This is a genomic window from Delftia sp. NA_296.1, assembly GCF_052692095.1.
This window is the reverse complement of record NZ_JBQZGF010000002.1, coordinates 206,597-233,352: the sequence shown is the minus strand read 5'-3', so window position 1 is coordinate 233,352 and position 26,756 is coordinate 206,597. Positions and strand designations below refer to the sequence as shown.

Here is a 26,756-nt window from a genome sequence, read left to right as displayed (position 1 = left end):
CGCGCCCTAAACCCAGGGACACCGAGGAAGGGCCGCCCCGCACCGAGGGTGTCGTCCCCCTCAGGGGGAAGGCGCGCAGCGCCTCAGGGGGATCAAATAAGACTTTTTGCGTTGTCCAGCACGAAGTCGCAGGCCTTCTCCTTGAGGTCGCCCTTGAGCTTGTCGATGCTGAAGCTCTTGCCGTTGGAGCCGGTGACCAGGCCGCCCAGGCCGTTCTGGAATCCCGTGTCCTTGGGCTCTTCCTGCTTTTGCATGCCCAGCTTGCCCAGCAACTGGTCCTTGACCTGGGCAGCCTTGTCGGCATTGAGGTAGTTGTTCTTCATGCAGTAGGAGATGACGCCTGCCGCATTGCCGGCCGTGGCCGAGGGGCTCAGGCCCAGGGCGGACAGCGCACCCGCACCGCCTGCCCCCGCACCCAGCATGCCGCCGAGGCCGGAGCCGGCGCCTTCGCTGCTGGCGGCGGCCTTGTCACCGCCAAGCCCGGAGGCCTGGCGCAGCGAGTCGCCCAGGCCCGACGCCTGGGCAGGCAGGGCGCCCAGGCCCAGCATGGCGCATAGCAGTGCGCTGGCAATGGATGTCTTCATGGATGCTTCCTTTCCGCGGCAACCCGCAGGCTCGATACAGGGCCTGAAATTAGCACGCCGTGCGGCGCAGACCTGTGCCCGATTGCAAACCTTTGCCAGAGCAGGCCGTGGCGGTCTTTCGCGTTTTCACTAGCTGTCAAAGCCGTTGGCCTGTCCATGATGGCCGCACGCCAATGGCGGGCCGCAGGCGGCGGTCTTGTTATTTGGAAATGGCTTTTAAGTATAAAAATCAATTCAACAAGCTGTAAAAGTTATTTACAGTGGGGCGCACCTATATGGCCCGCTTCTTGCGGCGTCCGGGCTGCTGCGTCGCATGACCGCCGCCATTCCAATCAATCCACAGGGGAGCAGACAAATGATCATGAAGATTCTGGGCAGTTCTTTGCTGGCCGCAGGCCTGTTGACCTCGGCCGCGCTGGCCCAGGCCGAGACCGTGCGCTGGGCGCGCGGCTCCGATCCGACTTCGCTGGACCCGCATGCTTTCAACGTGGGCACCAATTTCGTGCTGCTGCACCAGATCTACGAAACCCTGGTCATCCGCTCGGCCGACGGCAAGCTGGTGCCCACGCTGGCCACCTCGTGGAAGATGACCTCCGACCCGTCGGTCTGGGAGTTCAAGCTGCGTCCCAACGTCAAGTTCCATGACGGCACGCCGTTCACGGCGCGCGACGTGGTCTTCTCGCTGAACCGCGCCAAGGGCGAGAACGCCCAGGTCAAGTCCCTGCTGTCCTCGATGGAGGAGGCCAAGGCCGTGGACGATCTCACGGTGCAGGTGAAGACCAAGGGCCCGAACCTGATCTTCCCCGACAACCTGACCAACCTCTTCATCATGAGCGAGAAGTGGTCCAAGGCCAACGGCGCCGAGACCACGCAGGACACGGCCAGCAAGACCGAGAACGGCGCCACGCGCGCGGCCAACGGCACGGGCGCCTATGTGCTGGCCAGCCGCGAGGTCGATTCGAAGACGGTGATGAAGCTCAATCCCGACTACTGGGGCAAGGGCCAGTTCCCGCTGCAGGTGACCGAGCTGATCTACCTGCCCATCAAGTCCCCGGCCACGCGCGTAGCGGCCCTGCTGTCGGGCGAGGTGGACTTCGCACAGGACATTCCCGCGCAGGACGTGGCGCGCCTGAAACAGGACAAGCGCCTGCGCATCAATGAAGGCCCTGAGAACCGCTCCATCTTCCTGGGCCTGAACGTGGGTGCGGCAGAGCTCAAGAGCAGCAACGTCAAGGGCAAGAATCCGCTGGCCGATCCCAAGGTGCGCCAGGCTATCGAGCTGGCCATCGACCGCGATGCGATCAAGCGCTCGGTGATGCGCGGCCTGTCGATTCCCACGGGCGTGATCGCGCCGTCGTTCGTCAATGGCTATGACAAGGCCTTTGCGGCCTATCCCAAGGCGGATGCCGCCAAGGCCAAGCAGCTGCTGGCCGAGGCGGGCTACCCCAACGGCTTCACCATCACGCTGAACACGCCCAATGACCGCTATGTGAACGACGAGGCCATTGCCACGGCGGTGGCGGGCTTCCTGGGCCGCATCGGCATCAAGACCGAAGTCTCGGCCCGGCCGATCGCCATGCACAGCGTGTCGCTGACCAAGGCGGACAGCGACTTCTACCTGTACGGCTGGGGCGTGCCCACCTATGACTCGGCCTACATCTTCGACTTCCTGGTGCATACGCGCGGCAAGGACAGCCGTGGCGCGCAGAACGCGACGCACTACAGCAATGCCGATGTGGATGCCAAGATCCTGTCCCTGTCCTCGGAGAGCGACAAGGCAAAGCGCGATGCCACCATCAAGAGCATCTGGGAGACCGTGCAAAAGGAGCGCTTCTACATTGCGCTGCATGACCAGGTGATCCACTTCGCGTCCGTGCCCCGGATCAATGTGCCCGTGCACCCGGACAACGCGCTGCACTTCAAGTTCGTCAAGTTCGAGAAGAAGTAAGCACCGATGCTGGTCCATCTGCTGCGCCGGCTGGGCCAGTCCGCCCTGGTCCTGCTGGCCGTTTCCTTTGTCTCGTTCATGGTGTTCCGCCATATCGGCGATCCCACGATCAGCCTGCTGGGCGAGGACGCGACGGTTGCCGAGCGCGAGGCGCTGACGGAAAGCCTGGGCTTCAACAAGCCCGTGCCCCTGCAGTACCTGGGCTACGTGGGCAAGGTGCTGCAGGGCGACCTGGGCATCTCCTACCGGCTCAAGCGCCCCGTGACCGAGATCATTGCCGAGCGCCTGCCCGCCACGCTGGAGCTGGCGATGACGGCGGCGCTGTTCGCCCTGGTCATCGGCGTGGCGCTGGGCGTGTATACGGCCATACGGCGCGAGGGCTGGCTGAGCCGCTCGATCATGACGGTGTCGCTGGTGGGCGTGTCCCTGCCCACCTTCCTGATCGGCATCGCCCTGATCTACCTGTTTGCCGTGGAGCTGCGCTGGCTGCCGTCCTTCGGGCGCGGCGAGACGGTGAAGCTGGGCGGCTGGGAGACCGGGCTGCTGACGGCCTCGGGCTGGTCGGCGCTGATCCTGCCGGCCATCACGCTGGGCTTCTACAACATGACGCTGATCATGCGCCTGGTGCGCGCCGAGATGCTGGAGGTGCTGCGCGCCGACTACATGCGTTTCGGCCGTGCGCGCGGGCTGCGCGAGCGCGACCTGTACTTCGGCCATGCGCTGCGCAACACCCTGATTCCCGTGATCACCATCGCGGGCCTGCAGATCGGCTCGCTGATCGCCTTTGCCATCGTCACCGAGACCGTGTTCCAGTGGCCCGGCGTGGGCCTGCTGTTCATCTCCTCCATCCAGGGCGTGGACGTGCCGCTGATCGCCGCCTACCTGATGTTCATCGCGCTGCTGTACGTGGGTATCAACCTGCTCGTCGATTTCCTGTACGTGATCGTGGACCCCCGCTTGAGAAACCGATGACCGATTCCGCCAAACAAGCAATCCCTCCCACGGGCTGGCGCGCCAGCGACTCGCCGGTCAAGCGCGCCTTTGCACGCTCGCGCCTGGTGCAGGCGGCGGCGCTGGTGCTGGCGCTGATCGTGGCGGCCACGCTGCTGTCGCCCTGGCTGGCCTGGCAGAACCCCTTCGATCCGGCCAATCTGGACCTGATGGACGCCTTCACGCCCCCGGGCCAGGCGGGCACCAGCGGCACGCTGTACGCGCTGGGATCGGACGACCAGGGCCGCGATGTCTGGAGCGCCATCCTCTACGGGCTGCGCATGTCGGTGCTGGTGGGCGTGTCGGCCGTGGGGCTTTCCCTGCTGATCGGCGTGCCCCTGGGCCTGGTCTGCGGCTATGCGGGCGGCTGGTTCGACACGCTGATGATGCGCATCGCCGATGTGCAGCTGACCTTTCCCGTGATCCTGGTGGCGCTGCTGGTCTTCGGCATCGCACGCGGCCTGCTGCCCGAGGGCTACCGCGACGACATGGCGGTCTTCGTGATCATCGTGGCCATCGGCCTGTCCGACTGGGTGCAGTACGCACGCACCGTGCGCGGCGCGGTGATGGTGGAAAAGCACAAGGACTACGTGCTGGCGGCCCAGCTCATAGGCCGCAGCCGCGTGGCCATCCTGGTGCGCCACATCCTGCCCAACCTGCTGGCGCCCATCCTGGTCATCGCCACCATCAGCTTCGCGCATGCCATCGTGGCCGAGTCCACGCTGTCCTACCTGGGCGTGGGCCTGCCGCCCACCCAGCCTTCGCTGGGCACGCTGATCCGCATCGGCCAGGGCTTCCTGTTCTCGGGCGAGTGGTGGATATTGCTGTTCCCCTCGCTGGTGCTGCTGGCGCTGGCGCTGTCCGTCAACCTCGTCGGCGACTGGCTGCGCGACGCACTGAACCCCAAGCTGCAATGAGCACGACACAAGAATCCGGGCAGCCCCCTGCACAGCCTGCGGTGCTGAGCGTTCGCGGCCTGTCCGTCACCTTCGACACCTACAAGGGCCCCGTGCAGGTGCTGGACGATGTGTCCTTCGACATCGCGCCCGGCGAGATCCTGGGCGTGGTCGGCGAGTCTGGCGCGGGCAAGTCCATGACGGGCGCCGCCGTGATCGGCCTGATCGAGCCGCCGGGCCGCATCTCGGCCGGCACGGTGCAGCTGCGCGGCGAGCGCATCGACACGCTGCGCGGCGAGGACCTTCGGCGCATACGCGGCCGGCGCATAGGCTCCATCTTCCAGGACCCGCTGACCAGCCTGAACCCGGTCTATACCGTGGGCCGGCACCTGGTGGAGACCATCCGCACGCACCTGCCCGTCTCCGAGAAGGAGGCCGAGGCGCGCGCGCTGGCCCTGCTCGAAGAGGTGGAGATCCCGCAGGCGCGCGAGCGCATGGCCCAGTATCCGCACCAGTTCTCGGGCGGCATGCGCCAACGCGTGGCCATCGCCCTGGCGCTGTGCGCCGAGCCCGAACTCATCATTGCCGACGAGCCCACCACGGCGCTGGACGTGTCCGTGCAGGCGCAGATCATTGCCCTGCTGCGCCGCGTGTGCAAGGAGCGCGGCGCGGCCGCCATGCTGATCACGCACGACATGGGCGTGATCGCCGAGACGGCCGACCGCGTCATGGTCATGTACCAGGGCCGCGTGCTGGAAACCGGCCCCGTGCGCCAGGTGCTGGACGCACCGCAGCAGCCCTACACCCAGGTGCTGATGGGCGCCATTCCCAGCGTGCACCACCGCGTGCAGCGCCTGCCCGTGCCCGAGGTGGGCGGCGGCCCGGCCGCGCCCGCCGTGCCCTGGCAGCCCAGGGCCGGAGCGCAGGAGCCCGCGGCAGCCCTGCTGGAGGTCAGGGATCTGTGCAAGGAGTTCGACCTGTCCAGCGGCTGGCTGGCCCGGCTGCTGGCGCGCGAGGACAAAAAGATCCTCAAGGCCGTGGACGGCGTCGGCTTCTCCATCCGCAGGGGCTCCACCTTCGGCCTGGTCGGTGAGTCCGGTTCGGGCAAATCCACGGTGGCGCGCATGGTGGCGGGGCTGACGCCGCCCACCAGCGGCACCGTGCTGTTCGACGGCGTGGACAAGTGGAGCCCGGCCGCCCAGACCGTGGCCATGCGCCGGCGCTTCCAGATGATTTTCCAGGACCCGTATGCCAGCCTGAACCCGCGCTGGACCGTGCAGGAACTGATTGCCGAGCCCCTGCAGGTGCTGGCCCTCACGGCCGGCAAGGACGAGACGGCCGAGCGCGTGCAGGAGGCGCTGCGCCGCGTGCGCATGAAGCCCGACGATGCGCGCAAGTACCCGCACCAGTTCTCGGGCGGGCAGCGCCAGCGCATCGCCATCGCGCGCGCCCTGGCCAGCCGGCCCGAGTTCATCATCTGCGACGAGCCCACCTCGGCCCTGGACGTCTCGGTCCAGGCCCAGGTGCTCAACCTCATGCGCGACCTGCAGGAGGAGTTCGGCCTGACCTATCTGCTGATAAGCCACAACCTGGCCGTGATCCGCCACATGTGCGACGACATCGGCGTCATGCAGCGCGGCCGCCTGGTCGAGACCGGCGAGGCCGGCGCCGTGCTCGATGCGCCGCAGCATGCGTACACGCGTGCGCTGATGGCTGCCGTGCCGGATATGGAGCATGTGCACTGAGGCGGGTGCACTGCCATGGCCTGGCGTTCAGGTCGCGGCAACGACCCGCACGTCGAACCGGACCTGAAGCCAGTTCTTGATGGCGGCAAAGATCGCGGCAAGATTGTCCATGCTGGGGTTGCCTTTCGGCGAAAGCATGCGGTGCAGGCTCTTGCTCGGCTTGTGCGTGAGGTCGGCCAGCGTCTCGAATCCCACCGTTGCGTTGACGAGATCGCGCAGGACGAGGCGTGCCGTTTCTGGCTCACCACTCAGAAAAAGAGTGGCCGCCTCATCAAGCAGCGCCTGTGCGAAAGCAGGGTCGCGCTCAATGCGCTGAATGACCGTTTGTTTGAAATCGCGGGTGAGCGTCATGCCTTCGTTCCTTTTTTGGCATTGTCCGAGGGGCGTTGCCTCTTGCGAGCCTTGTATTCGCTGTGCAGGACCACGGCTTCGTCGATGGCCTTCTGCTGGCCCTTTTTCGTGCTGCCCCCGAACAGGATGATCAATCTTTCCCCGTCCTTGGCGAGATAGATGCGGTAGCCCGGGCCCCAGTCGATCTTGTATTCGCCAATACCCCGGAACCATTCGATATTGGAGGTGTTGCCCAACTCCATGCGGGCCATGGCGACGGCCACCTTGGCGGCCGCCTGGCCATCCAGCCCGTTGAACCATGTCTGGTACGCGCTGCTGCCGTCTTCGCGGATGTACTCCTGGAGCTGGATTCGCATGGTTGGATGGTAACTTATGAGTTACCAACGCTGCAAGGCGCTGTCCACATGACTTACAGCGTTCTCATGTTCCCAGGAACGAATGACAGCGATGGACCCAAAAAAAGGCCTGCGGATGCAGGCCTTTGCTTCTGAGACACGATGGCTTACCGGGCGGGTGCTGGCGTGGCCGGTGCTGCCTGCGCTGCAGGCGCCCCCTGGGCCGGCGGCTGCGCCGGTGCGCCACCCTGCTGCACCGGACCGATGGTGGTGCGCACCACGCGCGAGCCCTTGGGCGGGTTGGGGAAGCCGGTCAGGGCTGCGTCGAACAGGATGCCGAAGATGGCCGGGTCATCGGTCCAGACATCCTGGCGCTGGGCCGAGGTCTCGTAGACGATCTGCTGCGTGGTGGCGTTGCGCATCACGATGCTGACGGCGCGGTAGTACTCCAGCGGCGGGCCGTCGAACATGAAGCTGCCGCCAAAGCCCATGCCCCAGCCGCGCCCGTAGCCCACGCCCCAACCCCAGCGCGGGCCGCCCCAGCGGTCGTAGTAGGGCCAGGCGGCGTAGTCGCGCGCATAGCGTGCGTCGGCGCCGATCTGCACGATCAGGCTGGCCCGGGAGTCGTCGCGCTGCAGGCCCACGCGGCCCAGGGCCTGCTGGGCCTGGGACTCGATGGCCGCGAAGTGCGTCTGCGCCTCGCGTTGCGATGGCAGCACTTCCAGGCGGTAGGTGGGCGGCGCGGGCAGGGCGCCCAGCGTGGAATAGCTCTGGACGGTGCTCTGGACTTCGCGCACGCTGGCGCAGCCCGTGAGCAAGGCCGTGGCCACGATGGCCAGGACATGGATGCAGCGCAGCTTCATGGTGTACTCCTTGGTCGAAAAAAGGCCCGTTTGCACGGGCCTTGGTTGGAGTGGGGCGATTGTTATAGGTTCAGCCGTCAGGACGACAGTTGTACCACCTGCAGGCCGGGCAGTGATGCGGAGACGGGCATCTCTTCATGGTCGAAGGCCATGTCGCCATTGGGGTCGGCAATGCCGGTGGCCTTGGCGTTCTTGAAGTCGTGCAGCTCGGGGTCCATCATGTGCGTGGTCACGATGTGGCCCATGGCGCGGAACATGCTTTCCACGCGGCCCGGGAATTTCTTGTCCCATTCGCGCAGCAGCTCGCCCACGGCCACGCGCTGCAGGCCGTCCTGGCTGCCGCAGAGGTTGCAGGGGATGATGGGGAAGTTCTGGTACTGGGCCCAGCGGACGGTGTCCTTCTCGGGCACGTAGCACAGCGGGCGGATCACCACATGCTTGCCGTCGTCCGAGACCAGCTTCGGGGGCATGCCCTTCATGCGGCCGCCGTAGAACATGTTGAGCATCAGCGTCTGCACGATGTCGTCGCGGTGGTGGCCCAGGGCCACCTTGGTGCAGCCCAGCTCGTCGGCCACCTTGTACAGGATGGCGCGGCGCAGGCGAGAGCACAGGCCGCAGGTGGTCTTGCCCTCGGGCACGACGCGCTTGACCACGCTGTAGGTGTCCTGCGTTTCGATGTGGTAGTCCACGCCGATGCTCTTGAAGTACTCGGGCAGCACATGGTCGGGAAAACCGGGCTGCTTCTGGTCGAGGTTCACAGCCACCAGCTCGAATTTGACGGGCGCGCGCTTTTGCAGCTTGCGCAGCACGTCCAGCATCGTGTAGCTGTCCTTGCCGCCCGACATGCAGACCATGATCTTGTCGCCTTCCTCGATCATGTTGAAGTCGGTGATGGCGCGGCCCACCTCGCGGCACAGGCGCTTTTCCAGCTTGACCTGTTCGCGCTCGATCTTGATGCGGTTGCCGTTCGCGGTATGGGCTTGGGCATCCGCATCGGCGGCGGCGGTTTCGGGGGCGGCTTCTTCGGCCAGCCAGGGGTTGTCGGTCACTGCATTCATGGGGTTCACCATTGTCCGGTTTCTATGCGAATGGCCACTTCGCAGTCTTCAAAGATTTCCAGCTTGGCGATTTTCACGCGCACGCCCAGCACGCCGGGCAGCTGCATCAGGCGCTGGGCCAGCTTGCCGATCAGGCTCTCCAGCAGGTTCACATGCTCGGCCGTGCATTCATCGATGATGATCTGGCGCACCTTGCGGTAGTCCAGCACATGCAGGATGTCGTCGTCGCGCGGCGCCAGCGGTTGGGGGCCCAGGCTCAGCTCGGCATCGACCTGGATGGGCTGGGGCATCTGTTTTTCGTGGGCGAGGATGCCCAGGTTGGCGTCGAAGCGCAAACCCGTGAGCGTCAGGATCTGTTGTCCGGTGGCGGAGTGCATGGGGAAAAGCCGTGGAGTGTTTGGGGTGGCGCGCGCAGGCGCCTACATCATGGAAAAGTCGCGCTCGAAGCGCTGCAGGTGCTGGCCGCCATCGACCAGCAAGGTGGTGCCGGTGATGGACTGGTTGTCCAGCGCAAAGCACACGGTGGCGGCCACGTCGGCCGCGCTGGACGAGCGGCCCAGCGGGCTGAGGCGGTGCAGCGACTCGAAGCGCTCCTGGCTCAGCATGTGGCTGGTCAGCGTCAGGCCCGGGGCCACGCCGACGACGCGCACGCGCGGGGCCAGTGCCAGCGCCAGCATGGTGCCGGCGGCCTCGAGAGCCGCCTTGGACAGCGTGTAGCTGAGGAAATCGGGGTTCTGGTTCCAGAGCTTCTGGTCCAGCATGTTGATCACGGCGCCGCTGGCATGCTCCTCGCCGGCCGCCACGCGGTCCTCGATATGGGCGTGCAGCGCCTGGGCCAGCAGGATGGGCGCGCCGGTGTTGCTGCGCAGGTGGGCTTCCAGGGCCACGTAGCTGAAGCTGCCTGCATCGTCATGCTCGAACAGCGAGGCGTTGTTGACCACGGCATCCAGGTGGCCGAAGTGCGCCACGGCGCGCGGCACCAGGGAGCGCACCGAGTCCTCGTTGAAGAAATCGGCATCCAGGGCGGCGCTGTCGCCGGCCAGTTCAGCGCAGGCGGCGGCCGTCTCCAGCGCCTCGTCGTGCGAGTCGCGGTAGTGCACGGCCACTTGCCAGCCGGCGCTGGCAAGCGCGAGCGCGATGTCGCGCCCCAGGCGGCGGGCCGCGCCGGTCACCAAAACGGTGCGTGTTCGGGCAGGTGTGGACATTCGAGGACAATGTACGGATCGTGACGACAGAACCCTCAATTTTAACGGCCGCCCTGCAATCCCGTGTTGCGCAAGAGATTGCGTCCTCTGGAGGCTGGCTGGCTTTCGACCGTTTCATGGCCCTGGCGCTGTACGAGCCGGGCCTGGGCTACTACGCCAATGACACCGCCAAGTTCGGGCTGATGCCATCGTCGGGCAGCGATTTCGTGACCGCGCCCGAGATGTCCCCGGTCTTCGGCCAGCTGCTGGCCGCCCAGGTGGCCGAGGCGCTGCAGCGCACGCATACCCGCGAAGTCTGGGAGTTTGGTGCCGGCACGGGCGCGCTGGCGCTGCAGGTGCTGGACGAGCTGGCCGCCCTGGGCGTGCGGCCGGACCGCTACACCATCGTCGATCTGTCGGGCACGCTGCGCGCGCGCCAGCAGCTCAGGCTGGTGAAGTACGAAGGACTGGTGCACTGGGCCGATGCCCTGCCCGAGCGGCTCGAAGGCGTGGTCATCGGCAACGAGGTGCTGGATGCCATGCCCGTGCAACTGCTGGTGCGCAAGGCAGGTGTCTGGCACGAGCGCGGCGTGGTGCTGCAGCCGGACGGCAGCCTGGGCTGGGAAGACCGGCCCACGCAGCTGCGCCCGCCCATGGAAATCGAGGGCGAGCACGACTACCTGACCGAGATCCATCTGCAGGGCGAGGCCTTCATCCGCACGCTGGGCGAGCGCATGGCGCGGGGCGCTGCCTTCTTCATCGATTACGGCTTCGGCGAGTCCGAGTACTTCCACCCGCAGCGCCACATGGGCACCCTGGTCTGCCACCGCCTGCACAAGGTGGACGATGACCCGCTGGCCGAGGTCGGCCTCAAGGACATCACCGCCCACGTGAACTTCACGGGCACGGCCGTGGCCGCGCAGGAGGCCGGCTTCGAGGTGCTGGGCTATACCTCGCAGGCCCACTTCCTCATCAACTGCGGCCTGGGGCCCAAGCTCGACGCCCTGGCCCAGGGGCCGCGCGCCATGGCCACCAAGCTGATGATGGAGCACGAGATGGGCGAGCTGTTCAAGGTCATCGGCCTGGCCAAGGGCGTGGAGCCCTGGGACGCCTTGGGCTTTGTGCGCGGCGACCGCACGCACCGCCTGTAGCCGCCGGCCAGAGCTCTGCCCCGGCCTCAGCGCTGGACGCTGCGGCCGTTGCTCACCTCGTAGGCCGTCTGGTCCTTGAGGTTGATGCGGTAGATCTCGCGCGTGACGTTGCCGGAAAAACCCAGCTCCACGATGGACAGGTTCTCGAACGTGGTCGTGAAGCCGCCGGGCAGGATGCGGTTCAGGCGCGCGGCGGTCTCGCCCATGGCGCGCTCGATCTCGGGCGTGAAGGTGGCTTCGCTGTAGACCAGGGTGTTGTGCGGGTTGTGGCTGCGCACCTCCTTGCCGGCCTGCACCTGGTTGATGCCGCTGACGCCCACGCTTTGCACCATGGCCTTGGCCGAATCGTTCATGCGGGCATAGACGGGCCCCGTCACGCGCGGCAGCGGGCCGTCGCGCAGCGGTGCCATGGCGGCGGTGGCGCGGGTGTTGAAGTCCATCATGGCTTCGTAGGCCGGGCCGGACTTGACGATGCCCAGGTCCAGCCACCACGGCTTGCCGGCGCCCTTGGCGGCCTCGGTGGTGTAGAAATTCTTCAGGTGCACGTCCTGCAGCACGGGCGGCAATGCCGGCAGGGCGGCCAGCATCTTGCGTGGTGTGGACGGGTCGGCGCTGTGGATATGCACCACGGTGACATGGGGCAGGTTGAAGGTGTTGGCTTCGGTCACCAGCTTCAGGCGCAGCAACTGCTCGTGCACCACGGGCGTGACCTGGCTGTCCATGATGGCCGTGGCATCGGCCGGCAGTCGGTAGACCAGGCCATAGGTGGCCTGGTGGGCGCGGAAATCGCTGCGCTGCAGGGCGCTGTTGTCGATGGCGCCCGACGCTGCGGCTGCCGTGGTGGGGGCCGGAGCGCTGGCGCAGGCCGCCAGCAGGGCGGCAGGCAGGATGGCGAGAAGAAGGCGCCTGGATGTGTGTTGCATGGTGGGGTTGTCTTGCTGCGGCATGGAGCCATGGAAGAAGGGGGCTTGTCGCGAATGGTCCCGAAGCCTCCCGCCACGGGACTTTCCCAATGTAGGACGCTCATGTGTCCCGCCCATGACGCGCCGCCGCCGTACACTCGGCGCCATGATCCGCTGGCTCCTCGTCATCTTCCTGGCCCTGCTGCTGTTCAATGGCCTGCACGCCTGGCTGGAGCGCATAGGCCTGGGCCGCCTGCCGGGCGACTTCCGCTTTCGCCTGTTCGGCCGCGTGATTTTTCTGCCCATTGCCAGCACCGTGTTGCTCAGCGTGATTGCCGCCCTGATCGCCAAGCTGGTCTGAGCATGGCTTGAAGCACGGGCGCGCCGCCCGTATATGCAGGCATTGCCCCATGACTTCCGAACAAGAGGCCGCCCATGTCCGACAAGCTGCATTTCGTCTGCCCCCATTGCCACACCACCAACCGCATTGCGGCCGACCAGCTCGGCAGTGCGCCTGACTGCGGCAGCTGCCACCAGCCGCTGGTCACCGGCCAGCCCGTGGCGCTGGATGCGCAAAGCTTTGCCAGGCATGTGGGGCGCAGCCAGGCGCCGGTGGTGGTCGATTTCTGGGCGCCCTGGTGCGGCCCCTGCCGCATGATGGCGCCGGCCTTCGAGCAGGCGGCGCAGGCGCTGGCGCCCGGCGTGCAGCTGGCCAAGCTCGATACCGAAGCCCATCCCCAGGCCGCTGCGCCCTGGAACATCCGCAGCATCCCGACCATGGTGGTGTTCAAGGAAGGACGCGAGATCGCCCGTGTCTCCGGCGCTTTGCCGGCCGGCGAGATCGTGCGCTGGGTGCGTTCAGTCGTCTGATTTCCCTGCGGGTCCCCAAGGCCGGGCGCCTTCAAGCCCGCCCTCAGGCCTGCACTTCGCCAGGCTGGTAGAAGCAATAGCCGCTGTTGCGCAGCGTCTTGACGGGTAGTTGCTGGCCGCTGGCCTCCTCCACCTTGCGGCGCAGCCGGCGCATCTGGGTGTCCAGGCGGCGCTGGTCGTAGACCAGGTAGTCGCCGCCCAGGGCCTGCACGATCTTTCGGCGGCTCACCTCGGTGCCTGCCTGACCCATGAGGCACTGCAGCACCAGCAGGTCCTGCTGGGAGAGCGCGACCGGCGGGGCCGAGGGGGGCAGCAGGCGGCTCGGGCCCAGCTGCAACAGCCAGCGTGCCTGGCGCTGCTGCAGGCCCAGGCGGCGCACCAGCGCGGCCAGCGTGGCCTCCAGCTCGTCCAGATCACAGCCTTTGCCCAGGTAGTGGTCGGCTCCGTTTTCCAGGCCGTGGATGCGGTTGGCGCTGGTGTTGTGCGCGCTGAACACGATGATGCCCAGTTGCTGGCCCTGCTGGCGCAGGCGCTGGATCAGGGCCAGGCCGCTGCCATCGGGCAGGCCGATGTCGATGATGGCCAGACGGTGGCGCCGGGCGTCGAAGTGGCGGTCGAACTCCTGCAGGCTGGCAACGCATTGCGGCGCGTAGCCCAGGCCCTCCAGGAATTCACCCAGTTCATGGCGCAGCACGGGCTCGTCTTCGAGCAGGATCACATCAAGCATGGGGGAAGGGGGCTGAGCGGCGAGGCCGGGAGGCTGGTGTACGCTGGCGGCCCTGTGGTGGACCTCCGATGCGATATTACCGTGCAACCCTCCTGCTGCTGGCCTGGCTGCTGTGTCCGCTGCTGACCCAGGCCCAGGCGCTCCTGCTGAACCCCGATGTGCCCATGCTGGAGACCGCCGGTCAGTGGCAGCGGCTCGATGACGCCGCTGGCCTGCTCGACGCCGGGCAGGCCGACGCCGCCCCCGGATGGCAGCCGCTGCCCGGGCACCTGAACGCCAGTTTCACGCAGGCGGCGGTCTGGCTGCGCATGCCGCTGCAGGTGGAGCAGCCCGGCAGCTGGATGCTGCTGCTGGGCAATGCCCTGCTGGACGAGGTGGAGGTTCACGTGCGCAGATCCGGTGGCCCCTGGCAGCTGCTGGGGCGCAGCGGCGAAGAAGTGCCGCGCCACGCCTGGCCGGTGGACTACCGCAGTCCGGCATTCCAGTTCGAGCCCCCTGCTGCCGGGTCTTACGAGTTGCTGGTGCGCCTGCGCGCGCGCAACGCGCTCGTCACCCGCATCGATCTGTGGCAGCGACTGGCGTTCGACAACCACACGCGGCGTGAGGCCCTGTCGTTCGGCCTGTATTTCGGGTTGTACCTGCTGTTGATCGGCGTGCAACTGGTGTTCTGGCTGGGCACGCGGGCCCCCTTGAGCGGCCTGTTCCTGGCCTATCTCAGCGTCTGCGTGCTCAATGAGGTGGTATCGCTGGGGCTGGTGCAGCAGCTGACGGGCCTGCCGGGGTTCTGGAGCGACCGTTTGCTGGGATGCGGCATTGCCGCCGCCCTGGCGATCTCCATGCAACTGGCCTGCAGGCAGCTGGACCTGGCGTCGCTGTACCCGCGGCTGGTGCGCCAGATCGTGCCGCTGCTGTGGCTGTTCAGCCTGTGCTGCATGCTGCTGGTGGTGTCGGGGCACTACTCGGCGGGCATGATCCCGGTGCAGGCCATGACCCTGCCGCTGACCCTGGGCTTTCTCGCGTTCGCCCTTTGGCTGTGGCGGCGCGGCCATGCCCCGGCACGGTTCTTCATGCTGGCGTTCGGCATCTTCTATGCCGGCGTGCTGATCTCTTTTCTGCGCAACCTGGGCTGGCTGCCCATGAACGCGCTGACCGCGCTGGTGTCCACGCATGCGTCCGCGCTGGGCACCATGGCGCACATGCTGCTGCTCAGCGGCTGGATCATCGGCGGATACGAGCACAGGCGCCGCGTTCGAGAGCGGGAGCAGGTGCTGCTGGAGGCCGAGCTTGTGCAGCGCCAGTTGCGCGAGAGTGAACTCAGCGAGGCGCTGGTGCTGGAGCGCAGGGTCCGCCAGGAGCAGCGCGACTTTGTCGCCATGGTCTCGCACGAACTGCGCACACCGCTGGCCATCATCCTGACCAGTGCGCAGCAACTGGCGCGCAATCTGGCGGCACCGCCCGACAAGACGCTGGCACGCAGCCGCAACATCCGCGAAGCCGCCCAGCGCCTGCTGGCGCTGGTGGACGACTGCCTGGCCGACGACCGCATGGCCGACCCCCAGCCCCATGCCGAGCCACGCCTGCAGCCCTGCGACCTGCATGCGCTGGTGGATGGGTTGTGCCTGGACTTTGCGCCCGGCCGCATCGTCTGCCACCTGGGCGGGGGCACGCAGCAACTGATCACAGATGCCGGCCTGCTGCGCATCGCGCTGCGCAATCTGCTGGCCAATGCAGACCGCCACACGCCCGAGGGCGAATCGGTCCGCCTGGACGTGACCAAGCAGGGTGAGGGTCTGGAGATCCAGGTCTCGAACCCCTCCGAGCCCATTGCCCAGGCGGACCAGGACCAGTTGTTCGAAAGGTATTACCGTGGCCGCAACGCCCAGCACCGGCCAGGCGCCGGGCTGGGGCTGTACCTGGTGCGGCGCATCGCCGAGCGGCTGGGCGGCAGCGTGGCCTTGTTGACGGCAGGAGGCGAGCAGCCCGTGTGCCTGCGACTGGTCCTGCCCGTGGCGCGAGCCTGATTCCCGTGTGTGGTGGCCTTTGCGCTCAGGCCGCCTGCGCCAGCCAATCGGCCACGGCCTGCGCGCGCGCCGCCTGCACGGCCTCACCTATGGCCTTGCCCTGTTTGCCGCGCGCGGCGGCCTGGGCCGCGATGTCCGAGGTGGAGATGGACAGCGCGGCAGCCAGCGCATCGCGCAGGCGGGCACGCTGGGGGTAGGGCCGGTCCTCGAAACCCAGGCGCCCCCGCGCGTCGCATTCACAGGCCGCAAGGGCCTGCTCGAAGCGCGCGGGCTTGCGGATGGCGTCGCAGCGCTCCAGCAGGCGCACGATGGCGGCGCCGTTGAGCTCGCCGCTGCGGTGGATGTTGCCGTGTTCGCGCGCCACCACGTCGCCCAGTTCGCGGCAGTCGGTGGGCACGCGCAGCCGCTCGCCCACCTTTTCGGCCAGGCGGGCGCTGCGGTGCTCGTGTCCTATGTGGCGCGGCAGCACATCGGCCGGGGTCGTGCCCTTGCCCAGGTCGTGCACCAGGCAGGCGTAGCGCACGGGCAGCGGGGTGTCCAGCTGCGCGGCCATGTCCAGCACCATCATGGCGTGCACGCCGGTATCGACCTCGGGGTGGTATTCGGCGCGCTGGGGAACGCCCCACAGGCGCTCCAGCTCGGGCAGCAGCACGGCCAGCGCGCCGCATTCGCGCAGCAGCTCGAACATGCGCGAGGGCTGGCGCTCCATCAGGCCCCGGCTGATCTCCTGCCAGACGCGTTCGGGCACCAGGGCATCCACCTCGCCAGCGGCCACCATCTCTTGCATCAGGGCCATGGTTTCAGGTGCTACCGTGAATTCGTGGAACCGTGCCGCAAAGCGCGCCACGCGCAGGATGCGCACCGGGTCTTCGCGAAAGGCATCGGTCACATGGCGCAGCACCCGGGCCTGCAGATCGGCCTGGCCGCCGTAGGGGTCGTCGATGGCGCCTTTGCCATCCCAGTCCGGGGGGGCGGCCATGGCGTTGATGGTCAGGTCGCGCCGGGCCAGGTCCTGCTCCAGCGTGACGTCGGGCGCCGCCTGGACGACGAAGCCGCGATAGCCCGGCCCGCTCTTGCGCTCGGTGCGCGCCAGGGCGTACTCCTCGTGGGTTTCGGGATGCAGGAAGACGGGGAAGTCCCGCCCCACGGGCATGAAGCCGCGCTCGGCCATCTGCTCGGGCGTGGCGCCGACCACGACCCAGTCGCGGTCATGCACGGCCCGCCCCAGAAGGCGGTCGCGCACCGCGCCGCCCACCATGTACACCTGAAATTCGCTCATCCCTCAATGGTACGGCCTGGGCGGTGACATGATGGCGGGCTGCACCGGGCGCCGAGGGGCGCCGCATGCCCATTTTCCATTTGGAGACAAAACCATGGCTTGGTCCTTTCGACCGCGTGTTCCCGCCCTGATCCTGGGCCTGGCGGCTGCTGGCCTGCTGTCCGCAGCCAGCGCCGCACCGCTGGCCGACACCACCCGGCAGGCGGCCCGTGCCAGCCTGCATGAATGGGTAGAGGTGCTGGCCCTGCCCAACGATGCCAATGTGCCGGCCGACATCCAGAAGAACGTGGCCTGGTTTGCCAAGGCCTTCGAGCGGCGGGGCTTCGAGGTACGGCAACTGGCCAATGGCGACAAGCCCATGCTCATGGCCACGCTGCCGTCGGCTGGACCCGGGCGCAAGACCGTGCTGTTCTACGCCCACCTGGACGGCCAGGCCGTCAAGCCCGAGGAGTGGCAGCAGGCCAGCCCCTGGCAGGCCACGCTCAAGCAGCGCCAGCCGGACGGCCGTTGGGCCGCACTGCCGCTGGAGCAGCTGTACGGCGAGCAGCCCGATCCGCAGTGGCGCGTGTTTGCGCGCTCGTCCTCGGACGACAAGGCGCCCATCGTCATGCTGCTGGCGGCGCTGGATGCGCTCAAGGCCCAGGGCAAGCAGCCGGGCGTGGACATCAAGGTGCTGCTGGATTCCGAAGAGGAAAAGGGCTCTCCCACGCTGGGCCGCGTGATCGGCGAGAACCTGGGCGCGCTGAAGTCCGACGCCATGGTGGTGCTCGACGGTCCCATGCACGCCAGCAACCGGCCCACCCTGGTGTTCGGCAACCGGGGCATTGCCCAGGCCACGCTCACTGTCTATGGCGCCAGCCAGGAGCTGCACAGCGGCCACTACGGCAACTACGCGGCCAATCCGGCCCAGACCCTGGCGCGCCTGCTGGCCAGCATGAAGGGCGATGACGGCAAGGTGCTGATCCAGGGCTACTACGACGGCATCGAGTTCGATGCGCAGGCACGCGAGGTGATGCAGGCCGTGCCCGACGACGAGGCCGCCCTGCGCAAGCGCCTGGGCATTGCGAAGGCCGAGACCGTGGGACGCAACTACCAGGAGTCCATGCAGTACCCCTCGCTGAACGTGCGCGGCCTGCAAAGCGCCGAGGTGGGCAGCAAGGCGCGTACCGTGGTGCCCTCCGTGGCCGTGGCCGAGATCGACATGCGCACCGTGCCCGAGACGCCTCCCGAGCGGCTGGAGAAGCTGTTGCGCACCCATATCGAGGCGCAGGGCTTCCATCTGGTCGATGGCCCGCCCACGGCCGAGCAGCGTGCCAGCCACCCCAGGCTCGCCACCCTCAAGCTGGGCGGTGTATCAGCCTCCGGCTCTGCCGTTCGCACACCGCTGGACGCCCCTGTCGGCCAGTGGCTGCGCAAGGGCATGAACAAGGCCTGGGACAGCGACCCGGTGCAGATCCGCATGATGGGCGGCACCGTGCCCACGGGCGCGGCCGTGCAGGCGCTGAAGATTCCCTTCGTCATCGTGCCCCTGGTCAATGCCGACAACAACCAGCACAGCTTTGACGAGAACATGCGCCTGGGCAACTACTTCGATGGCGTGCACAGCCTGGTGCATCTGCTGGCCGAGCCGTTCTGACAGGCGGCAGACTGGCAGCAGACAGGAGGCACTCAGCCTGCTGCAGCCGTGCGGTACGGTTCCTCGAATGGCCGGAAATCATGCTCGGCCAGTGCGCCCTGCACCCAGTCCTGCACGCCCGGCAGGGCGCGCACGCGGCGCACATAGGCGTCGATGGCCGGTGCCACGGGCAGCTCATAGGTCGCCAGGCGCATGCACACGGGGGCGAAGAAGGCATCGACGATGCTGAACTGGTCGTACAGCATGGGGCCGCTGGCCGTGGACAGCAGCGGTTGCCACAGCTCGGACAGGTGCTGCACATCGTCGCGCAGTGCGACGTTCTCTGCCCATAGCCGCGCGCCGACCTCGGGCAGCTGGGCCTCGATGTTCATCGGGCACAGCGAGCGCAGGGCGCCGAAGCCGCTGTGCATCTCGGCGCAGAGGCTGCGCGCGCGGGCGCGGTTCAGCGCCAGCGTGGGCCACAGGTGCTTTTCAGGGAATTTCTCGGCCAGGTACTCGCAGATGGCCAGGCTGTCCCAGATGGCCATGCCTTCATCCATGAGCACAGGCACGCGGCCCGAGGGCGAGAGCGCGCGGGCGCGCTGCTTGAAGGCGGACTGCTCCTCGAAGCTGTCAAAGCGCAGCATGACCTCTTCGAAAGCAATGCCGGCCTGGCGCATCAGCACCCAGGGGCGCATGGACCAGGACGAATAATTCTTGTTGCCGATATAGAGCGTGAGCATGGCCGCAACCTCCGCGATAGGCCCTACAGCTTAGCAAGCATGGCAGGAAAACCCATGTAGGAGCCGGGCGCTGCCTGGGCGCGCTCTAATGCGTGCCATGCAAAACGATAGCTCTTCTCCCCAGGCGCCAGCGGCGCGCCACACGGCTGCGCTGGTCCTGTTTTCCGGCGGCCAGGATTCGACCACCTGCCTGGCGCAGGCGCTGTCGCTGTACGAGCGCGTCGAGACCCTGGGTTTTGACTATGGCCAGCGCCACAGCGTGGAAATGCAGGTGCGCCAGCAGGTGCGCGAGCGGCTGTCCAGGGACTTTCCCCAATGGGCTCCGCGCCTGGGCGATGACCATGTCCTCTCGCTGGACGTGCTGCAACAGATCGGCGGCTCCTCCCTGACCGAGGACGTGGCCTTCGCCATGCAGGCCGACGGCCTGCCCAACACCTTCGTGCCCGGCCGCAACCTGCTGTTCCTGACCCTGGCCGGCGCGCTGGCCTACCGGCGCGGCCTGTCGGTGATCGTCACCGGCGTCTGCGAGACCGACTACTCCGGCTACCCCGACTGCCGAGACGACACCATGAAGGCCATGCAGCTCGCCCTGAACCTGGGCCTGGAGCGGCGCCTGCGCATCGAAACGCCCCTGATGTGGATAGACAAGGCCCAGACCTGGCAAATGGCCCACGACCTGGGCGGCGACACCCTGGTGGACCTCATCCAGCGCGACACCCACACCTGCTACCAGGGCACGCGCGAGACGCTGCACGACTGGGGCTACGGCTGCGGCACCTGCCCCGCCTGCGACCTGCGCTCGCGCGGCTGGAAGCAGTGGCAGGTACAGCGCGCACAGGCCAGCTAGGCGCCGGCAAAGAGCCATCTGGCGCAGCGCGCAAAACCGGCGCGGCCCAAGGCGAGGGACACCGAGCAAGGGCCGCCCCGCAGCGAGGGTGTCGTCCCCCTCCCTTGCGAAGCAAGTAGAGAGGGGGAAGGCGTGCAGCGCCTCAGGGGGTGCTTTTTCTACACCGGCCAGACGACCCCATGGTCATTCAGGATGGCATCCAGCGGCAGGTCATGCGGCTCGGGCTCGAACTCGTCCACATAGCCGCAGCCGTAGCCCAGGCCCACGGTGAAGGGCTTGGGCTGCAGTTCGGCCAGGGTGCGGTCGTAGAACCCCCCGCCATAGCCCAGGCGGTAGCCGCCGGCCGCGTAGCCCACGCAGGGCACGAACAGCAGGGTGGGGGTCAGGGTCTCGGTGTCCTTGGGCTTGGGAATGCCGTAGGCATCCTCTTCCATGGGACAGCCCGGGTACCAGGCGTGAAAGCTGAGTGTCTTACGCTGCTTGTCAATCACCGGCAGTCCGATTCGGCGCCTTTGTGGGGTACCCTGTAGCTCGCCATCTTCCTTCCAGCGGTGAAGCGCGGGCAGCGGATCGAACTCTCCCTTGATCGGCCAATAGGCGCCGATCACGGTGTCGGGCCGCTGTATCAGCCAAAAGCGCATGACCTGTTGCAGTGCGTCGGCGCGCTGCAGTCGGTCGGGAAGATTGAGGCGCTGGTCTATCAAGCTGCGGCGCAGGGCTGCTTTGTCCATCAGATAATTTCCTCCATGCACTGGCTGAAGATTTTGACACCGCTTTTGGCGGCTTCCCTCTGGACCACCGCAGCCACGCCTGCGCTGGCGCAAAACCGTGGCGACGATGTCTTGCTGGAAATGCAGCAGGCCTTCCGCAAAGGCGACAAGGCCAAGCTCACGCAGCTGCTGCCTTCTGCGCGTGGCCATGTGCTCGAACCTTGGGCCGCGTACTGGGAACTCAAGGCCCGGCTGGATGAAGCCAGTGCCGATGAGATTCTGGGGTTTTTCAAGCGCTGGCCCGGCACCTACCAGGAAGACCGGCTGCGCAACGACTGGCTGCTGCTGCTGGGGCAGCGCCGCGACTGGGGCATGTTCGACCAGGTGCATGGTGCATTTCGCATGCGCGATGACCGCTCCGTCAGCTGCTACGCCCTGCTGATCGACAGCATCAAGGGCCAGCCTGCTGCCAACCTGGGCCAGCAGGTGCGCGACCTGTGGTGGGCCCAGCGCGACGCCGACGACGGCTGCACCTACGCCGCCGGCGAGCTGTACGCGGCCAAGCAGATCAGCGAACCCGAAGTCTGGCGCAAGGCGCGCCAGGCGGCCGAGGCCAATCGCCAGAAGGCCACGCGCGATGCGGTGGCCATCGTCGCTCCCGAGGCCTTGCCCCAGGTGGCGCAGGTGTTCGCCTCGCCGGCGAAGTACCTGGCCGGGCAGACGCGCGTGCGCGGTGCCGTGCCCAAGGAACTGGCGCTGCTGGCGCTGATCCGCATGGCGTCCAGCGACCCGGCGGCGGCGGCCACCCAGCTGGAAGGCGGCTGGGGCGCCCGGCTGACGGCCGAAGAGAACAACTGGGCCTGGGGCGTGATCGGCAAGCAGGCAGCACTCAAGCTGCAGCCCGAGGCGGCGACCTATTTCGGCAAGGTGCGCAAGGACGGCGACCTCAGCGATGAACTGCTGGGCTGGAAGGTGCGTTCCGCGCTGCGCGCCGGCGACTGGCGCACGGTGCGCCGCGCCATCGACGCCATGGGTGCCGAGCGTACCGATCCCACCTGGACCTACTGGAAGGCGCGTGCCCTGCTGTCAGGCCGCCCCAGCGAGCAGGAGCGCTCCGAGGCGCGCCAACTGCTGGAGGACATGGCCGGCCCCGGCAGTTTCTACGAGCAGCTGGCGCTGGAGGATATCGGCCAGCGCGTGGCGGCGCCACCTCCGCCTGCGCCGCCCACGGCACAGGAGAAGGCCGCCGCCCGCGCCAACCCCAGCCTGGTGCGCGGCCTCTACGCCATCCAGAACGGCCTGCGCAGCGAAGGCGTGCGCGAATGGAACTACGCCACCAACCTGCACCAGGCCGGCGGCATGAGCGACCGCGAACTGCTGGCCGCCGCCGATCTGGCCTGCCAGCAGCAGGTCTGGGACCGCTGCATCAACACCAGCGAGCGCACCCGCAGCTTTGCCGACTGGAACCAGCGCTTTCCCATGCCTTTCCACGACACGGTGCTGGCGCGCTCGCGCTCCATCGGCCTGGACCCGGCCTACGTCTATGGCCTGATCCGCCAGGAAAGCCGCTTCATCATGGACGCCCGCTCGGGCGTGGGCGCCTCGGGCCTGATGCAGGTCATGCCGGCCACGGCCCGCTGGACGGCGCGCAAGATCGGCATGACGGACTTTTCCCCGTCCATGATCAATGACCGCGAGGTGAACATCACCATCGGCACCGCCTATCTGAAGCTAGCGCTGGACGATTTCGACGGTTCCATGGCGCTGGCTGCGGCCGGCTACAACGCCGGTCCCGGCCGCCCGCGCAACTGGCGCAACGGCCCGGTGCTCGACGCCGCCATCTGGGCCGAGAACGTTCCCTTCACCGAGACGCGCGACTACGTGAAGAAGGTGCTGTCCAACACCACCAACTACGCGGCGCTCATCACGGGCCAGCCCCAGTCGCTCAAGAGCCGCCTGGGCACCATCGGCCCCCGCGATGCAGCCACGCCCGACCCCAGCAAGGACCTGCCCTGAGCCGCACTTGACATTCCTGCGGGGTGCAGCGTCGCCTGGCGTTGCTACACTTGGTTACCGACAGGCGGGCCGCATGCCGCGGCCCCGGATACCGCAGGGGTTTCAACAATGACAACAACATGGAGCCGCGCGGCCTGGGCCGCGCTGGGTCTTGCATGGGCGTGTACGGCGGCAGCGCAGCCGGTCTACAAATGGGTGGACGCGGAGGGGCGCACGCATTACGGATCGCAGCTGCCCACCGACCAGGCTGATGCCGGCCAGATCAAGGTGTCGCCCAATGGCAGCTCGGGCGCAGGCTCGGGCCGGTTTGGCGAAGAGCGCAATCCCGACGGCACGAAGAAGCTGCCCAAGCAGGTGCGCGAGCTGGCGGACGGCGTGGCCAAGGGCCTGAGCAAGGTCGACTCCAAGGAGGTGCCGCTGAACTGCGCCGCCGCCGTGGACAACATCCGCAGCCAGGTGGACACCATGGTCGAGAACGGGCAGAAGAACGTCAAGGGCGGCTACATCACCCAGGCGCAGTTCGATGCAACTGCGGGCAAGTTCCGCGAGGCGCGCACCCATGCCACGGTGGCCGACTGCCAGGCCGCCACGGGCCGCTCCAAGGCCATGTACCAGTGCATGTCCAACAGCTACAACCACCTGATCGGCTGCGCGGAAAAGCACAAGCCCTGAAGCGATCCGATTCCTCAGGTCTCCGCCCACATGCGCAGCAGGTTGTGATATTGGCCCGCGAGGCTGAGGGTTTCGTCGGTCTCGCCCAGTTTTTCGCGCAGGCGCTGGATGGTCTGGTCCATCTCGAACAGCATGGCCCGGCGTGTGTCGTCGCGCACCATGCTCTGCGCCCAGAAGAAGGAGCACACGCGCTCACCCCGGGTGACCGGTTCCACGCGGTGCAGGCTGGTGGAGGGGTAGAGGATGAGATCGCCGGCCGGCAGCTTGACCTCGTGCGTGCCGTAGGTGTCCACCACGACCAGCTCGCCGCCGTCGTAGTCCTCGGGATCGCAGAGGAAGAGGGTGCAGGACACATCGGTGCGCATCCACTGCTGCGCGCCTGACAGGCGCCGCGCCGCACCGTCCACGTGCAGGCCATAGGTTTCACTGTCCGCATAGCGGTTGAACAGCGGCGACATGGTGCGTGCGGGCAGGGCGGCACTGAAGTACAGCGCATTGGCCGCCAGCGCCTGCTCGATGATGCGGCCCTGCTCCAGTGCCACGGGCGAGTCTTCGGGCAACTGGCGGTTGCGCTTGACCCGGGCGCCCTGGCTGCCTGCCGTGGCACGGCCATCCACCCAGTCGGCGGCGTCGATGGCTGTGCGGATGGCAGTGACCTGCTGGCTCGTGAGCACGTCGGGAATGTGCAGCATCATGGTGCGGGTCCTCCTCGCATGGAAAAAGCCCCGGCGGGGCCGGGGCGGTACTGGGATTGTCGGCGCTCTGCGCGCGGCAAGGCCGGCGCGGCGGCCCGTCTTGCATCCACTCAGAAGCGGAAGTTCGCGGACACGCGCACGGAGCGCGGTGTGCCCGGGAAATAGCGGTAGCCGCTCTTGTTGATGGCGCCCACGTATTCCTTGTCGAACAGGTTGTAGAAGTTCAGCTGGATGTCGGCGTTCTTGTTGATGCGGTAGCTGGCCATGGCATCGAAGACCCAGTAGGCATCGGTGAAGTTGGGCGTGCCCACGGCGCCGTCGGTGCCACGCTTGAGTCCGCCCGAGTAGCGCGCCCCGCCAGCCAGCGTCAGGCCGAACGGGAACTGGTAGCTGGTCCACAGCGAGAAGGCGTTCTTGGGCGTGTAGGTCAGGCCGCTGGAGCCATCCTGCGCCACGGTGGCACCTGTGTCCACCTTGGTGTTCTGGATGGTGTAGCCCGCCGTCACGCCCCAGGCCGGGCTGATCTGGCCCGTGGCGCCCAGCTCCAGACCCTGCACGATCTTCTTGCCGGTCTGTCCCACGGTGCCGTCAGGGTTGGTGACGATCTCGTTGGTGATCTCGGTGCGGAACAGCGCGCCTGTCAGCAGCAGGCGCTTGTCCATCAGCTCCCACTTGGTTCCCAGCTCGGCGGTCTTGGCCTTTTGCGGGTCCATGTTGGGATTGTTGGCGTTGTTGGCGGCCGTGGACAGCGTGAAGTTGGCACCGCCCGGTGGCTGCTGCGACAGGGCGTAGTTCACGTACACGCTGCCATTGGGCGCGGGCTTGTAGAGGCCGCCGATCTTCCAGCTCAGCAGGGTGTCGGAGGCCTCCAGGCCCACGGCGCTGGGCAGCACGGTGCCTGCAGGATTGCTGCCGCAGGCCGGGCCGCTGCGGCCGCCGCAGACGGCGCGTGCGTCGTACTGCGTCTTGTAGCGGTCCAGGCGCAGGCCTGCGTTGGCCTGCCATTGCTCATTGAACTTGAGCGTGTCGAAGGCGTACAGCGCGAAGGTGTCGGTCGAGCCTTTGCTGTCGGCGCCGTTGCGCGACCAGTTCAGGCCGGAGCTGGGCACCTGCGGGTCATAGAGATTGGCATCGGGCCAGGCGCCTGTGGTGCCCGTGCCGTAGTTGCTCTGCTTCTCGCGCGTGATCTCCACCCCGGTGCTCAGCTCGTGGCGCACGCTGCCTGTCGCCAGCTTGGTCGTCAGGTTGGTCTGGTTGGTGACGATGTCGTTGACCTGGTTCTTGAAGGTCGGCAGGCTGCGCGCCACGGTCCAGTTGGCGGGGTTGCTGCTGTTGTTGGCGGACAGCGTCATGAAGGCCGTGAGCAGGTAGTCCTGCTTGGTGCGGCCCCAGCGCGTGGTGTTGCGCAGCGTGGTGTCGGGCGTGAAGTCGTGCTCCACGCGCAGCGTGACCATGTCGGCCGTCACGTCGTCGTGGTCGGCGCTGGTGCCGTAGAAGCGGCTGGGGTCCACGGGGCGGCCCGCGTTCAGGCGCGCGTCGGTGTTGCTGTAGCCGGGCAGGCCGATGGTGGGCACGCCGCCGTCCGGCACATTGCTTTGCTTGACGTGCAGCACGTTCAGGTAGGTGCGCGTGTCGGTGTTCAGTCCGAAGGCGAACGACGGTGCGATGCCCCAGCGGTCGTTGGCCACGCGGTCGCGGCCGGCGACGCCGGCGTCCTGCACCATGGCGTTGAGCCGGAAGGCCGCGCCGCCCATGCCGGTCAGGCTCTTGTTCCAGTCCACGGTGGAGCGCTTGTAGCTGCCCGAGCCCGCACCCAGCGAGGCGCCGAAGCTGTCGGTCAGGCTGGGCTGCTTGGTGACCATGTTGATGGCGCCGGTGGGTGCGCTGCGGCCATAGTCGGTGCTGGCCGGGCCCTTGGTGACTTCCACCTGCTCGGTGTTGAACACGTCGCGCGAGATGGAACCCACGTCGCGCACGCCATCCACATAGATGCTGTTGGAGGTGTCGAAGCCGCGCATGTAGATGGCATCACCCGTGCTGGTGTTGCCGTTCTCGCCCGCGTAGAAGGTGCCTGCGCCGGGCACGTTGCGCAGCGCCTCGGTCAGCGTGGTGGCGCCTTGTTCCTGCAGCACCTGCTCCTTGATGACGGAGATGGTCTGCGTGGTGTCCACCAGCGGCTGGGTGAACTTGGGGGAGGAGACCTGCGCGGGCTCATAGCCGGTGCTGCGTGCGCCTTCGACCGTCACTTCCTTGAGGCTGGGCGCGGCATTGGTGCCAGGGGAAGAAGTCTGGGCCATTGCGGGCAGGCCCAGGGTGGCCAGGGCTGCGGCAGCAGCGATGAGACCGGCCGACGACGGGCGGCCGGCACCATGGTGTTTGCGGCTTTTGATGTACGTGTTGGAGTTCGCCATGTTGGAGGAGGGCGCAATGCCCGGCGCACGGGAGGGCGCCGTGGGCGGTGAATGTGCTGGCTTGCTGGTCGGATGGCGTGCAGGACGGCTCCGGTGCTGGCTGTAACAGAGGTCTATGTCTGTAGTGAAAATGATAGTGATTC

General features: G+C 67.3%; 26 protein-coding genes. 12 read left to right on the top strand and 14 right to left on the bottom strand.

Translation table 11 applies throughout. The features are described 5' to 3' along the window. Positions 1-92 precede the first annotated feature (92 nt). Positions 93-584, bottom strand: a complete 492-nt coding sequence (locus ACUTR7_RS05550) for a DUF2501 domain-containing protein (protein WP_016446524.1) — start codon at positions 582-584, stop codon at positions 93-95. A gap of 355 nt (positions 585-939) precedes the next feature. Here ACUTR7_RS05550 and ACUTR7_RS05545 point away from each other — a divergent pair, with 355 nt between their 5' ends. The 4 genes from ACUTR7_RS05545 to ACUTR7_RS05530 are packed head-to-tail and all read left to right on the top strand — an operon-like array spanning position 940 to position 6,163. After that, on the top strand, positions 940-2,532 hold the full coding sequence (locus ACUTR7_RS05545) for an ABC transporter substrate-binding protein (RefSeq protein ID WP_012203170.1): 1,593 nt from the start codon (positions 940-942) through the stop codon (positions 2,530-2,532). A 6-nt stretch (positions 2,533-2,538) separates the two neighbouring features. After that, a complete protein-coding gene (locus tag ACUTR7_RS05540; protein ID WP_012203171.1) occupies positions 2,539-3,504 on the top strand; it encodes an ABC transporter permease in 966 nt (321 codons plus the stop codon). Then, positions 3,501-4,439, top strand: a complete 939-nt coding sequence (locus ACUTR7_RS05535) for an ABC transporter permease (RefSeq protein WP_012203172.1) — start codon at positions 3,501-3,503, stop codon at positions 4,437-4,439. Before ACUTR7_RS05540 ends, ACUTR7_RS05535 begins: the two co-directional genes overlap by 4 nt. Continuing rightward, on the top strand, positions 4,436-6,163 hold the full coding sequence (locus ACUTR7_RS05530; RefSeq protein ID WP_123694194.1) for a dipeptide ABC transporter ATP-binding protein: 1,728 nt from the start codon (positions 4,436-4,438) through the stop codon (positions 6,161-6,163). The genes ACUTR7_RS05535 and ACUTR7_RS05530 overlap by 4 nt, the downstream gene beginning before the upstream one ends. Positions 6,164-6,190: 27 nt before the next feature. Here ACUTR7_RS05530 and ACUTR7_RS05525 read toward each other — a convergent pair whose 3' ends face one another. The 6 genes from ACUTR7_RS05525 to ACUTR7_RS05500 all read right to left on the bottom strand — a co-directional run bounded on the left by ACUTR7_RS05525 (position 6,191) and on the right by ACUTR7_RS05500 (position 9,975). Continuing rightward, the gene (locus ACUTR7_RS05525) at positions 6,191-6,514 is read right to left on the bottom strand and encodes a helix-turn-helix domain-containing transcriptional regulator (protein ID WP_012203174.1); all 324 of its coding nucleotides are present in this window, start codon (positions 6,512-6,514) and stop codon (positions 6,191-6,193) included. Then, the gene (locus tag ACUTR7_RS05520; RefSeq protein WP_315530075.1) at positions 6,511-6,870 is read right to left on the bottom strand and encodes a type II toxin-antitoxin system RelE/ParE family toxin; all 360 of its coding nucleotides are present in this window, start codon (positions 6,868-6,870) and stop codon (positions 6,511-6,513) included. The genes ACUTR7_RS05525 and ACUTR7_RS05520 overlap by 4 nt, the downstream gene beginning before the upstream one ends. A 146-nt stretch (positions 6,871-7,016) precedes the next feature. Then, positions 7,017-7,712, bottom strand: a complete 696-nt coding sequence (locus ACUTR7_RS05515; RefSeq protein WP_065345344.1) for a DUF4136 domain-containing protein — start codon at positions 7,710-7,712, stop codon at positions 7,017-7,019. Between the two features lie 77 nt (positions 7,713-7,789). Next, a complete protein-coding gene (ttcA, locus tag ACUTR7_RS05510; RefSeq protein WP_013804282.1) occupies positions 7,790-8,782 on the bottom strand; it encodes a tRNA 2-thiocytidine(32) synthetase TtcA in 993 nt (330 codons plus the stop codon). After that, positions 8,776-9,147, bottom strand: coding sequence for a dihydroneopterin aldolase (locus tag ACUTR7_RS05505; RefSeq protein ID WP_099751843.1), 372 nt, complete (start codon positions 9,145-9,147; stop codon positions 8,776-8,778). Before ACUTR7_RS05505 ends, ttcA begins: the two co-directional genes overlap by 7 nt. Positions 9,148-9,189: 42 nt before the next feature. Next, positions 9,190-9,975 carry an SDR family oxidoreductase gene (locus tag ACUTR7_RS05500; protein WP_012203180.1) on the bottom strand — a complete coding sequence of 262 codons (786 nt, stop codon included), beginning with the start codon at positions 9,973-9,975 and terminating at the stop codon, positions 9,190-9,192. Between the two features lie 116 nt (positions 9,976-10,091). Between ACUTR7_RS05500 and ACUTR7_RS05495 the strand changes: the two genes are divergently transcribed. Then, entirely contained in the window at positions 10,092-11,105 is a 1,014-nt protein-coding gene (locus tag ACUTR7_RS05495; protein WP_445608510.1) for a class I SAM-dependent methyltransferase, read from the top strand. A gap of 26 nt (positions 11,106-11,131) precedes the next feature. On the opposite strand, the gene ACUTR7_RS05490 is transcribed toward ACUTR7_RS05495, so the two are convergent. Next, the gene (locus ACUTR7_RS05490) at positions 11,132-12,028 is read right to left on the bottom strand and encodes a hypothetical protein (RefSeq protein WP_445608318.1); all 897 of its coding nucleotides are present in this window, start codon (positions 12,026-12,028) and stop codon (positions 11,132-11,134) included. 145 nt (positions 12,029-12,173) lie between these two features. Between ACUTR7_RS05490 and ACUTR7_RS05485 the strand changes: the two genes are divergently transcribed. Beyond that, positions 12,174-12,368, top strand: a complete 195-nt coding sequence (locus ACUTR7_RS05485) for a DUF2905 domain-containing protein (protein WP_012203183.1) — start codon at positions 12,174-12,176, stop codon at positions 12,366-12,368. 74 nt (positions 12,369-12,442) lie between these two features. After that, positions 12,443-12,877 (top strand): thioredoxin TrxC, encoded by a 435-nt coding sequence (gene trxC / locus ACUTR7_RS05480; RefSeq protein ID WP_012203184.1) that lies wholly within the window; start codon positions 12,443-12,445, stop codon positions 12,875-12,877. 43 nt (positions 12,878-12,920) lie between these two features. On the opposite strand, the gene ACUTR7_RS05475 is transcribed toward trxC, so the two are convergent. After that, a complete protein-coding gene (locus tag ACUTR7_RS05475; RefSeq protein ID WP_192367284.1) occupies positions 12,921-13,604 on the bottom strand; it encodes a response regulator transcription factor in 684 nt (227 codons plus the stop codon). A gap of 68 nt (positions 13,605-13,672) precedes the next feature. Between ACUTR7_RS05475 and ACUTR7_RS05470 the strand changes: the two genes are divergently transcribed. Then, positions 13,673-15,625 (top strand): sensor histidine kinase, encoded by a 1,953-nt coding sequence (locus tag ACUTR7_RS05470; RefSeq protein WP_445608317.1) that lies wholly within the window; start codon positions 13,673-13,675, stop codon positions 15,623-15,625. Between the two features lie 25 nt (positions 15,626-15,650). On the opposite strand, the gene ACUTR7_RS05465 is transcribed toward ACUTR7_RS05470, so the two are convergent. Beyond that, a complete protein-coding gene (locus tag ACUTR7_RS05465; RefSeq protein ID WP_012203187.1) occupies positions 15,651-16,904 on the bottom strand; it encodes a multifunctional CCA addition/repair protein in 1,254 nt (417 codons plus the stop codon). 94 nt (positions 16,905-16,998) lie between these two features. Between ACUTR7_RS05465 and ACUTR7_RS05460 the strand changes: the two genes are divergently transcribed. Further along, a complete protein-coding gene (locus tag ACUTR7_RS05460; RefSeq protein ID WP_096914959.1) occupies positions 16,999-18,540 on the top strand; it encodes a M20/M25/M40 family metallo-hydrolase in 1,542 nt (513 codons plus the stop codon). A gap of 32 nt (positions 18,541-18,572) precedes the next feature. On the opposite strand, the gene ACUTR7_RS05455 is transcribed toward ACUTR7_RS05460, so the two are convergent. Further along, positions 18,573-19,262, bottom strand: a complete 690-nt coding sequence (locus ACUTR7_RS05455) for a glutathione S-transferase family protein (protein ID WP_012203189.1) — start codon at positions 19,260-19,262, stop codon at positions 18,573-18,575. Positions 19,263-19,359: 97 nt separating this feature from the next. On the opposite strand from ACUTR7_RS05455, the gene queC reads away from it, so the two are divergent. Further along, positions 19,360-20,109 carry a 7-cyano-7-deazaguanine synthase QueC gene (queC, locus tag ACUTR7_RS05450; RefSeq protein WP_230357175.1) on the top strand — a complete coding sequence of 250 codons (750 nt, stop codon included), beginning with the start codon at positions 19,360-19,362 and terminating at the stop codon, positions 20,107-20,109. Positions 20,110-20,267: 158 nt separating this feature from the next. On the opposite strand, the gene ACUTR7_RS05445 is transcribed toward queC, so the two are convergent. Further along, positions 20,268-20,840, bottom strand: coding sequence for a 5-formyltetrahydrofolate cyclo-ligase (locus ACUTR7_RS05445; protein ID WP_012203191.1), 573 nt, complete (start codon positions 20,838-20,840; stop codon positions 20,268-20,270). 15 nt (positions 20,841-20,855) lie between these two features. Here ACUTR7_RS05445 and ACUTR7_RS05440 point away from each other — a divergent pair, with 15 nt between their 5' ends. Both ACUTR7_RS05440 and ACUTR7_RS05435 read left to right on the top strand, forming a co-directional pair. Beyond that, positions 20,856-22,835: a lytic transglycosylase domain-containing protein gene (locus ACUTR7_RS05440; RefSeq protein WP_088166003.1), complete on the top strand. Its 1,980-nt coding sequence runs from the start codon at positions 20,856-20,858 to the stop codon at positions 22,833-22,835. A 108-nt stretch (positions 22,836-22,943) separates the two neighbouring features. Further along, on the top strand, positions 22,944-23,507 hold the full coding sequence (locus ACUTR7_RS05435) for a DUF4124 domain-containing protein (RefSeq protein WP_373791843.1): 564 nt from the start codon (positions 22,944-22,946) through the stop codon (positions 23,505-23,507). Positions 23,508-23,521: 14 nt separating this feature from the next. Here the strand turns inward: ACUTR7_RS05435 and ACUTR7_RS05430 are convergent, their stop codons facing one another. Together ACUTR7_RS05430 and ACUTR7_RS05425 are read right to left on the bottom strand one after the other, a co-directional pair. Then, complete coding sequence (locus tag ACUTR7_RS05430) at positions 23,522-24,202, bottom strand: Fe2+-dependent dioxygenase (RefSeq protein WP_445608316.1); 681 nt, start codon at positions 24,200-24,202, stop codon at positions 23,522-23,524. 110 nt (positions 24,203-24,312) lie between these two features. Continuing rightward, entirely contained in the window at positions 24,313-26,613 is a 2,301-nt protein-coding gene (locus ACUTR7_RS05425; RefSeq protein WP_013804267.1) for a catecholate siderophore receptor Fiu, read from the bottom strand. Between the last annotated feature and the right edge of the window lie 143 nt (positions 26,614-26,756).

Coding starts and splice junctions, on each gene's coding strand:
- ACUTR7_RS05550 (WP_016446524.1), bottom strand. CDS start 584: ATGAAGACATCCATTGCCAGCGCACTGCTATGCGCCATGCTGGGCCTG.
- ACUTR7_RS05545 (WP_012203170.1), top strand. CDS start 940: ATGATCATGAAGATTCTGGGCAGTTCTTTGCTGGCCGCAGGCCTGTTG.
- ACUTR7_RS05540 (WP_012203171.1), top strand. CDS start 2,539: ATGCTGGTCCATCTGCTGCGCCGGCTGGGCCAGTCCGCCCTGGTCCTG.
- ACUTR7_RS05535 (WP_012203172.1), top strand. CDS start 3,501: ATGACCGATTCCGCCAAACAAGCAATCCCTCCCACGGGCTGGCGCGCC.
- ACUTR7_RS05530 (WP_123694194.1), top strand. CDS start 4,436: ATGAGCACGACACAAGAATCCGGGCAGCCCCCTGCACAGCCTGCGGTG.
- ACUTR7_RS05525 (WP_012203174.1), bottom strand. CDS start 6,514: ATGACGCTCACCCGCGATTTCAAACAAACGGTCATTCAGCGCATTGAG.
- ACUTR7_RS05520 (WP_315530075.1), bottom strand. CDS start 6,870: ATGCGAATCCAGCTCCAGGAGTACATCCGCGAAGACGGCAGCAGCGCG.
- ACUTR7_RS05515 (WP_065345344.1), bottom strand. CDS start 7,712: ATGAAGCTGCGCTGCATCCATGTCCTGGCCATCGTGGCCACGGCCTTG.
- ttcA (WP_013804282.1), bottom strand. CDS start 8,782: ATGGTGAACCCCATGAATGCAGTGACCGACAACCCCTGGCTGGCCGAA.
- ACUTR7_RS05505 (WP_099751843.1), bottom strand. CDS start 9,147: ATGCACTCCGCCACCGGACAACAGATCCTGACGCTCACGGGTTTGCGC.
- ACUTR7_RS05500 (WP_012203180.1), bottom strand. CDS start 9,975: ATGTCCACACCTGCCCGAACACGCACCGTTTTGGTGACCGGCGCGGCC.
- ACUTR7_RS05495 (WP_445608510.1), top strand. CDS start 10,092: ATGGCCCTGGCGCTGTACGAGCCGGGCCTGGGCTACTACGCCAATGAC.
- ACUTR7_RS05490 (WP_445608318.1), bottom strand. CDS start 12,028: ATGCAACACACATCCAGGCGCCTTCTTCTCGCCATCCTGCCTGCCGCC.
- ACUTR7_RS05485 (WP_012203183.1), top strand. CDS start 12,174: ATGATCCGCTGGCTCCTCGTCATCTTCCTGGCCCTGCTGCTGTTCAAT.
- trxC (WP_012203184.1), top strand. CDS start 12,443: ATGTCCGACAAGCTGCATTTCGTCTGCCCCCATTGCCACACCACCAAC.
- ACUTR7_RS05475 (WP_192367284.1), bottom strand. CDS start 13,604: ATGCTTGATGTGATCCTGCTCGAAGACGAGCCCGTGCTGCGCCATGAA.
- ACUTR7_RS05470 (WP_445608317.1), top strand. CDS start 13,673: ATGCGATATTACCGTGCAACCCTCCTGCTGCTGGCCTGGCTGCTGTGT.
- ACUTR7_RS05465 (WP_012203187.1), bottom strand. CDS start 16,904: ATGAGCGAATTTCAGGTGTACATGGTGGGCGGCGCGGTGCGCGACCGC.
- ACUTR7_RS05460 (WP_096914959.1), top strand. CDS start 16,999: ATGGCTTGGTCCTTTCGACCGCGTGTTCCCGCCCTGATCCTGGGCCTG.
- ACUTR7_RS05455 (WP_012203189.1), bottom strand. CDS start 19,262: ATGCTCACGCTCTATATCGGCAACAAGAATTATTCGTCCTGGTCCATG.
- queC (WP_230357175.1), top strand. CDS start 19,360: ATGCAAAACGATAGCTCTTCTCCCCAGGCGCCAGCGGCGCGCCACACG.
- ACUTR7_RS05445 (WP_012203191.1), bottom strand. CDS start 20,840: ATGGACAAAGCAGCCCTGCGCCGCAGCTTGATAGACCAGCGCCTCAAT.
- ACUTR7_RS05440 (WP_088166003.1), top strand. CDS start 20,856: ATGCACTGGCTGAAGATTTTGACACCGCTTTTGGCGGCTTCCCTCTGG.
- ACUTR7_RS05435 (WP_373791843.1), top strand. CDS start 22,944: ATGACAACAACATGGAGCCGCGCGGCCTGGGCCGCGCTGGGTCTTGCA.
- ACUTR7_RS05430 (WP_445608316.1), bottom strand. CDS start 24,202: ATGATGCTGCACATTCCCGACGTGCTCACGAGCCAGCAGGTCACTGCC.
- ACUTR7_RS05425 (WP_013804267.1), bottom strand. CDS start 26,613: ATGGCGAACTCCAACACGTACATCAAAAGCCGCAAACACCATGGTGCC.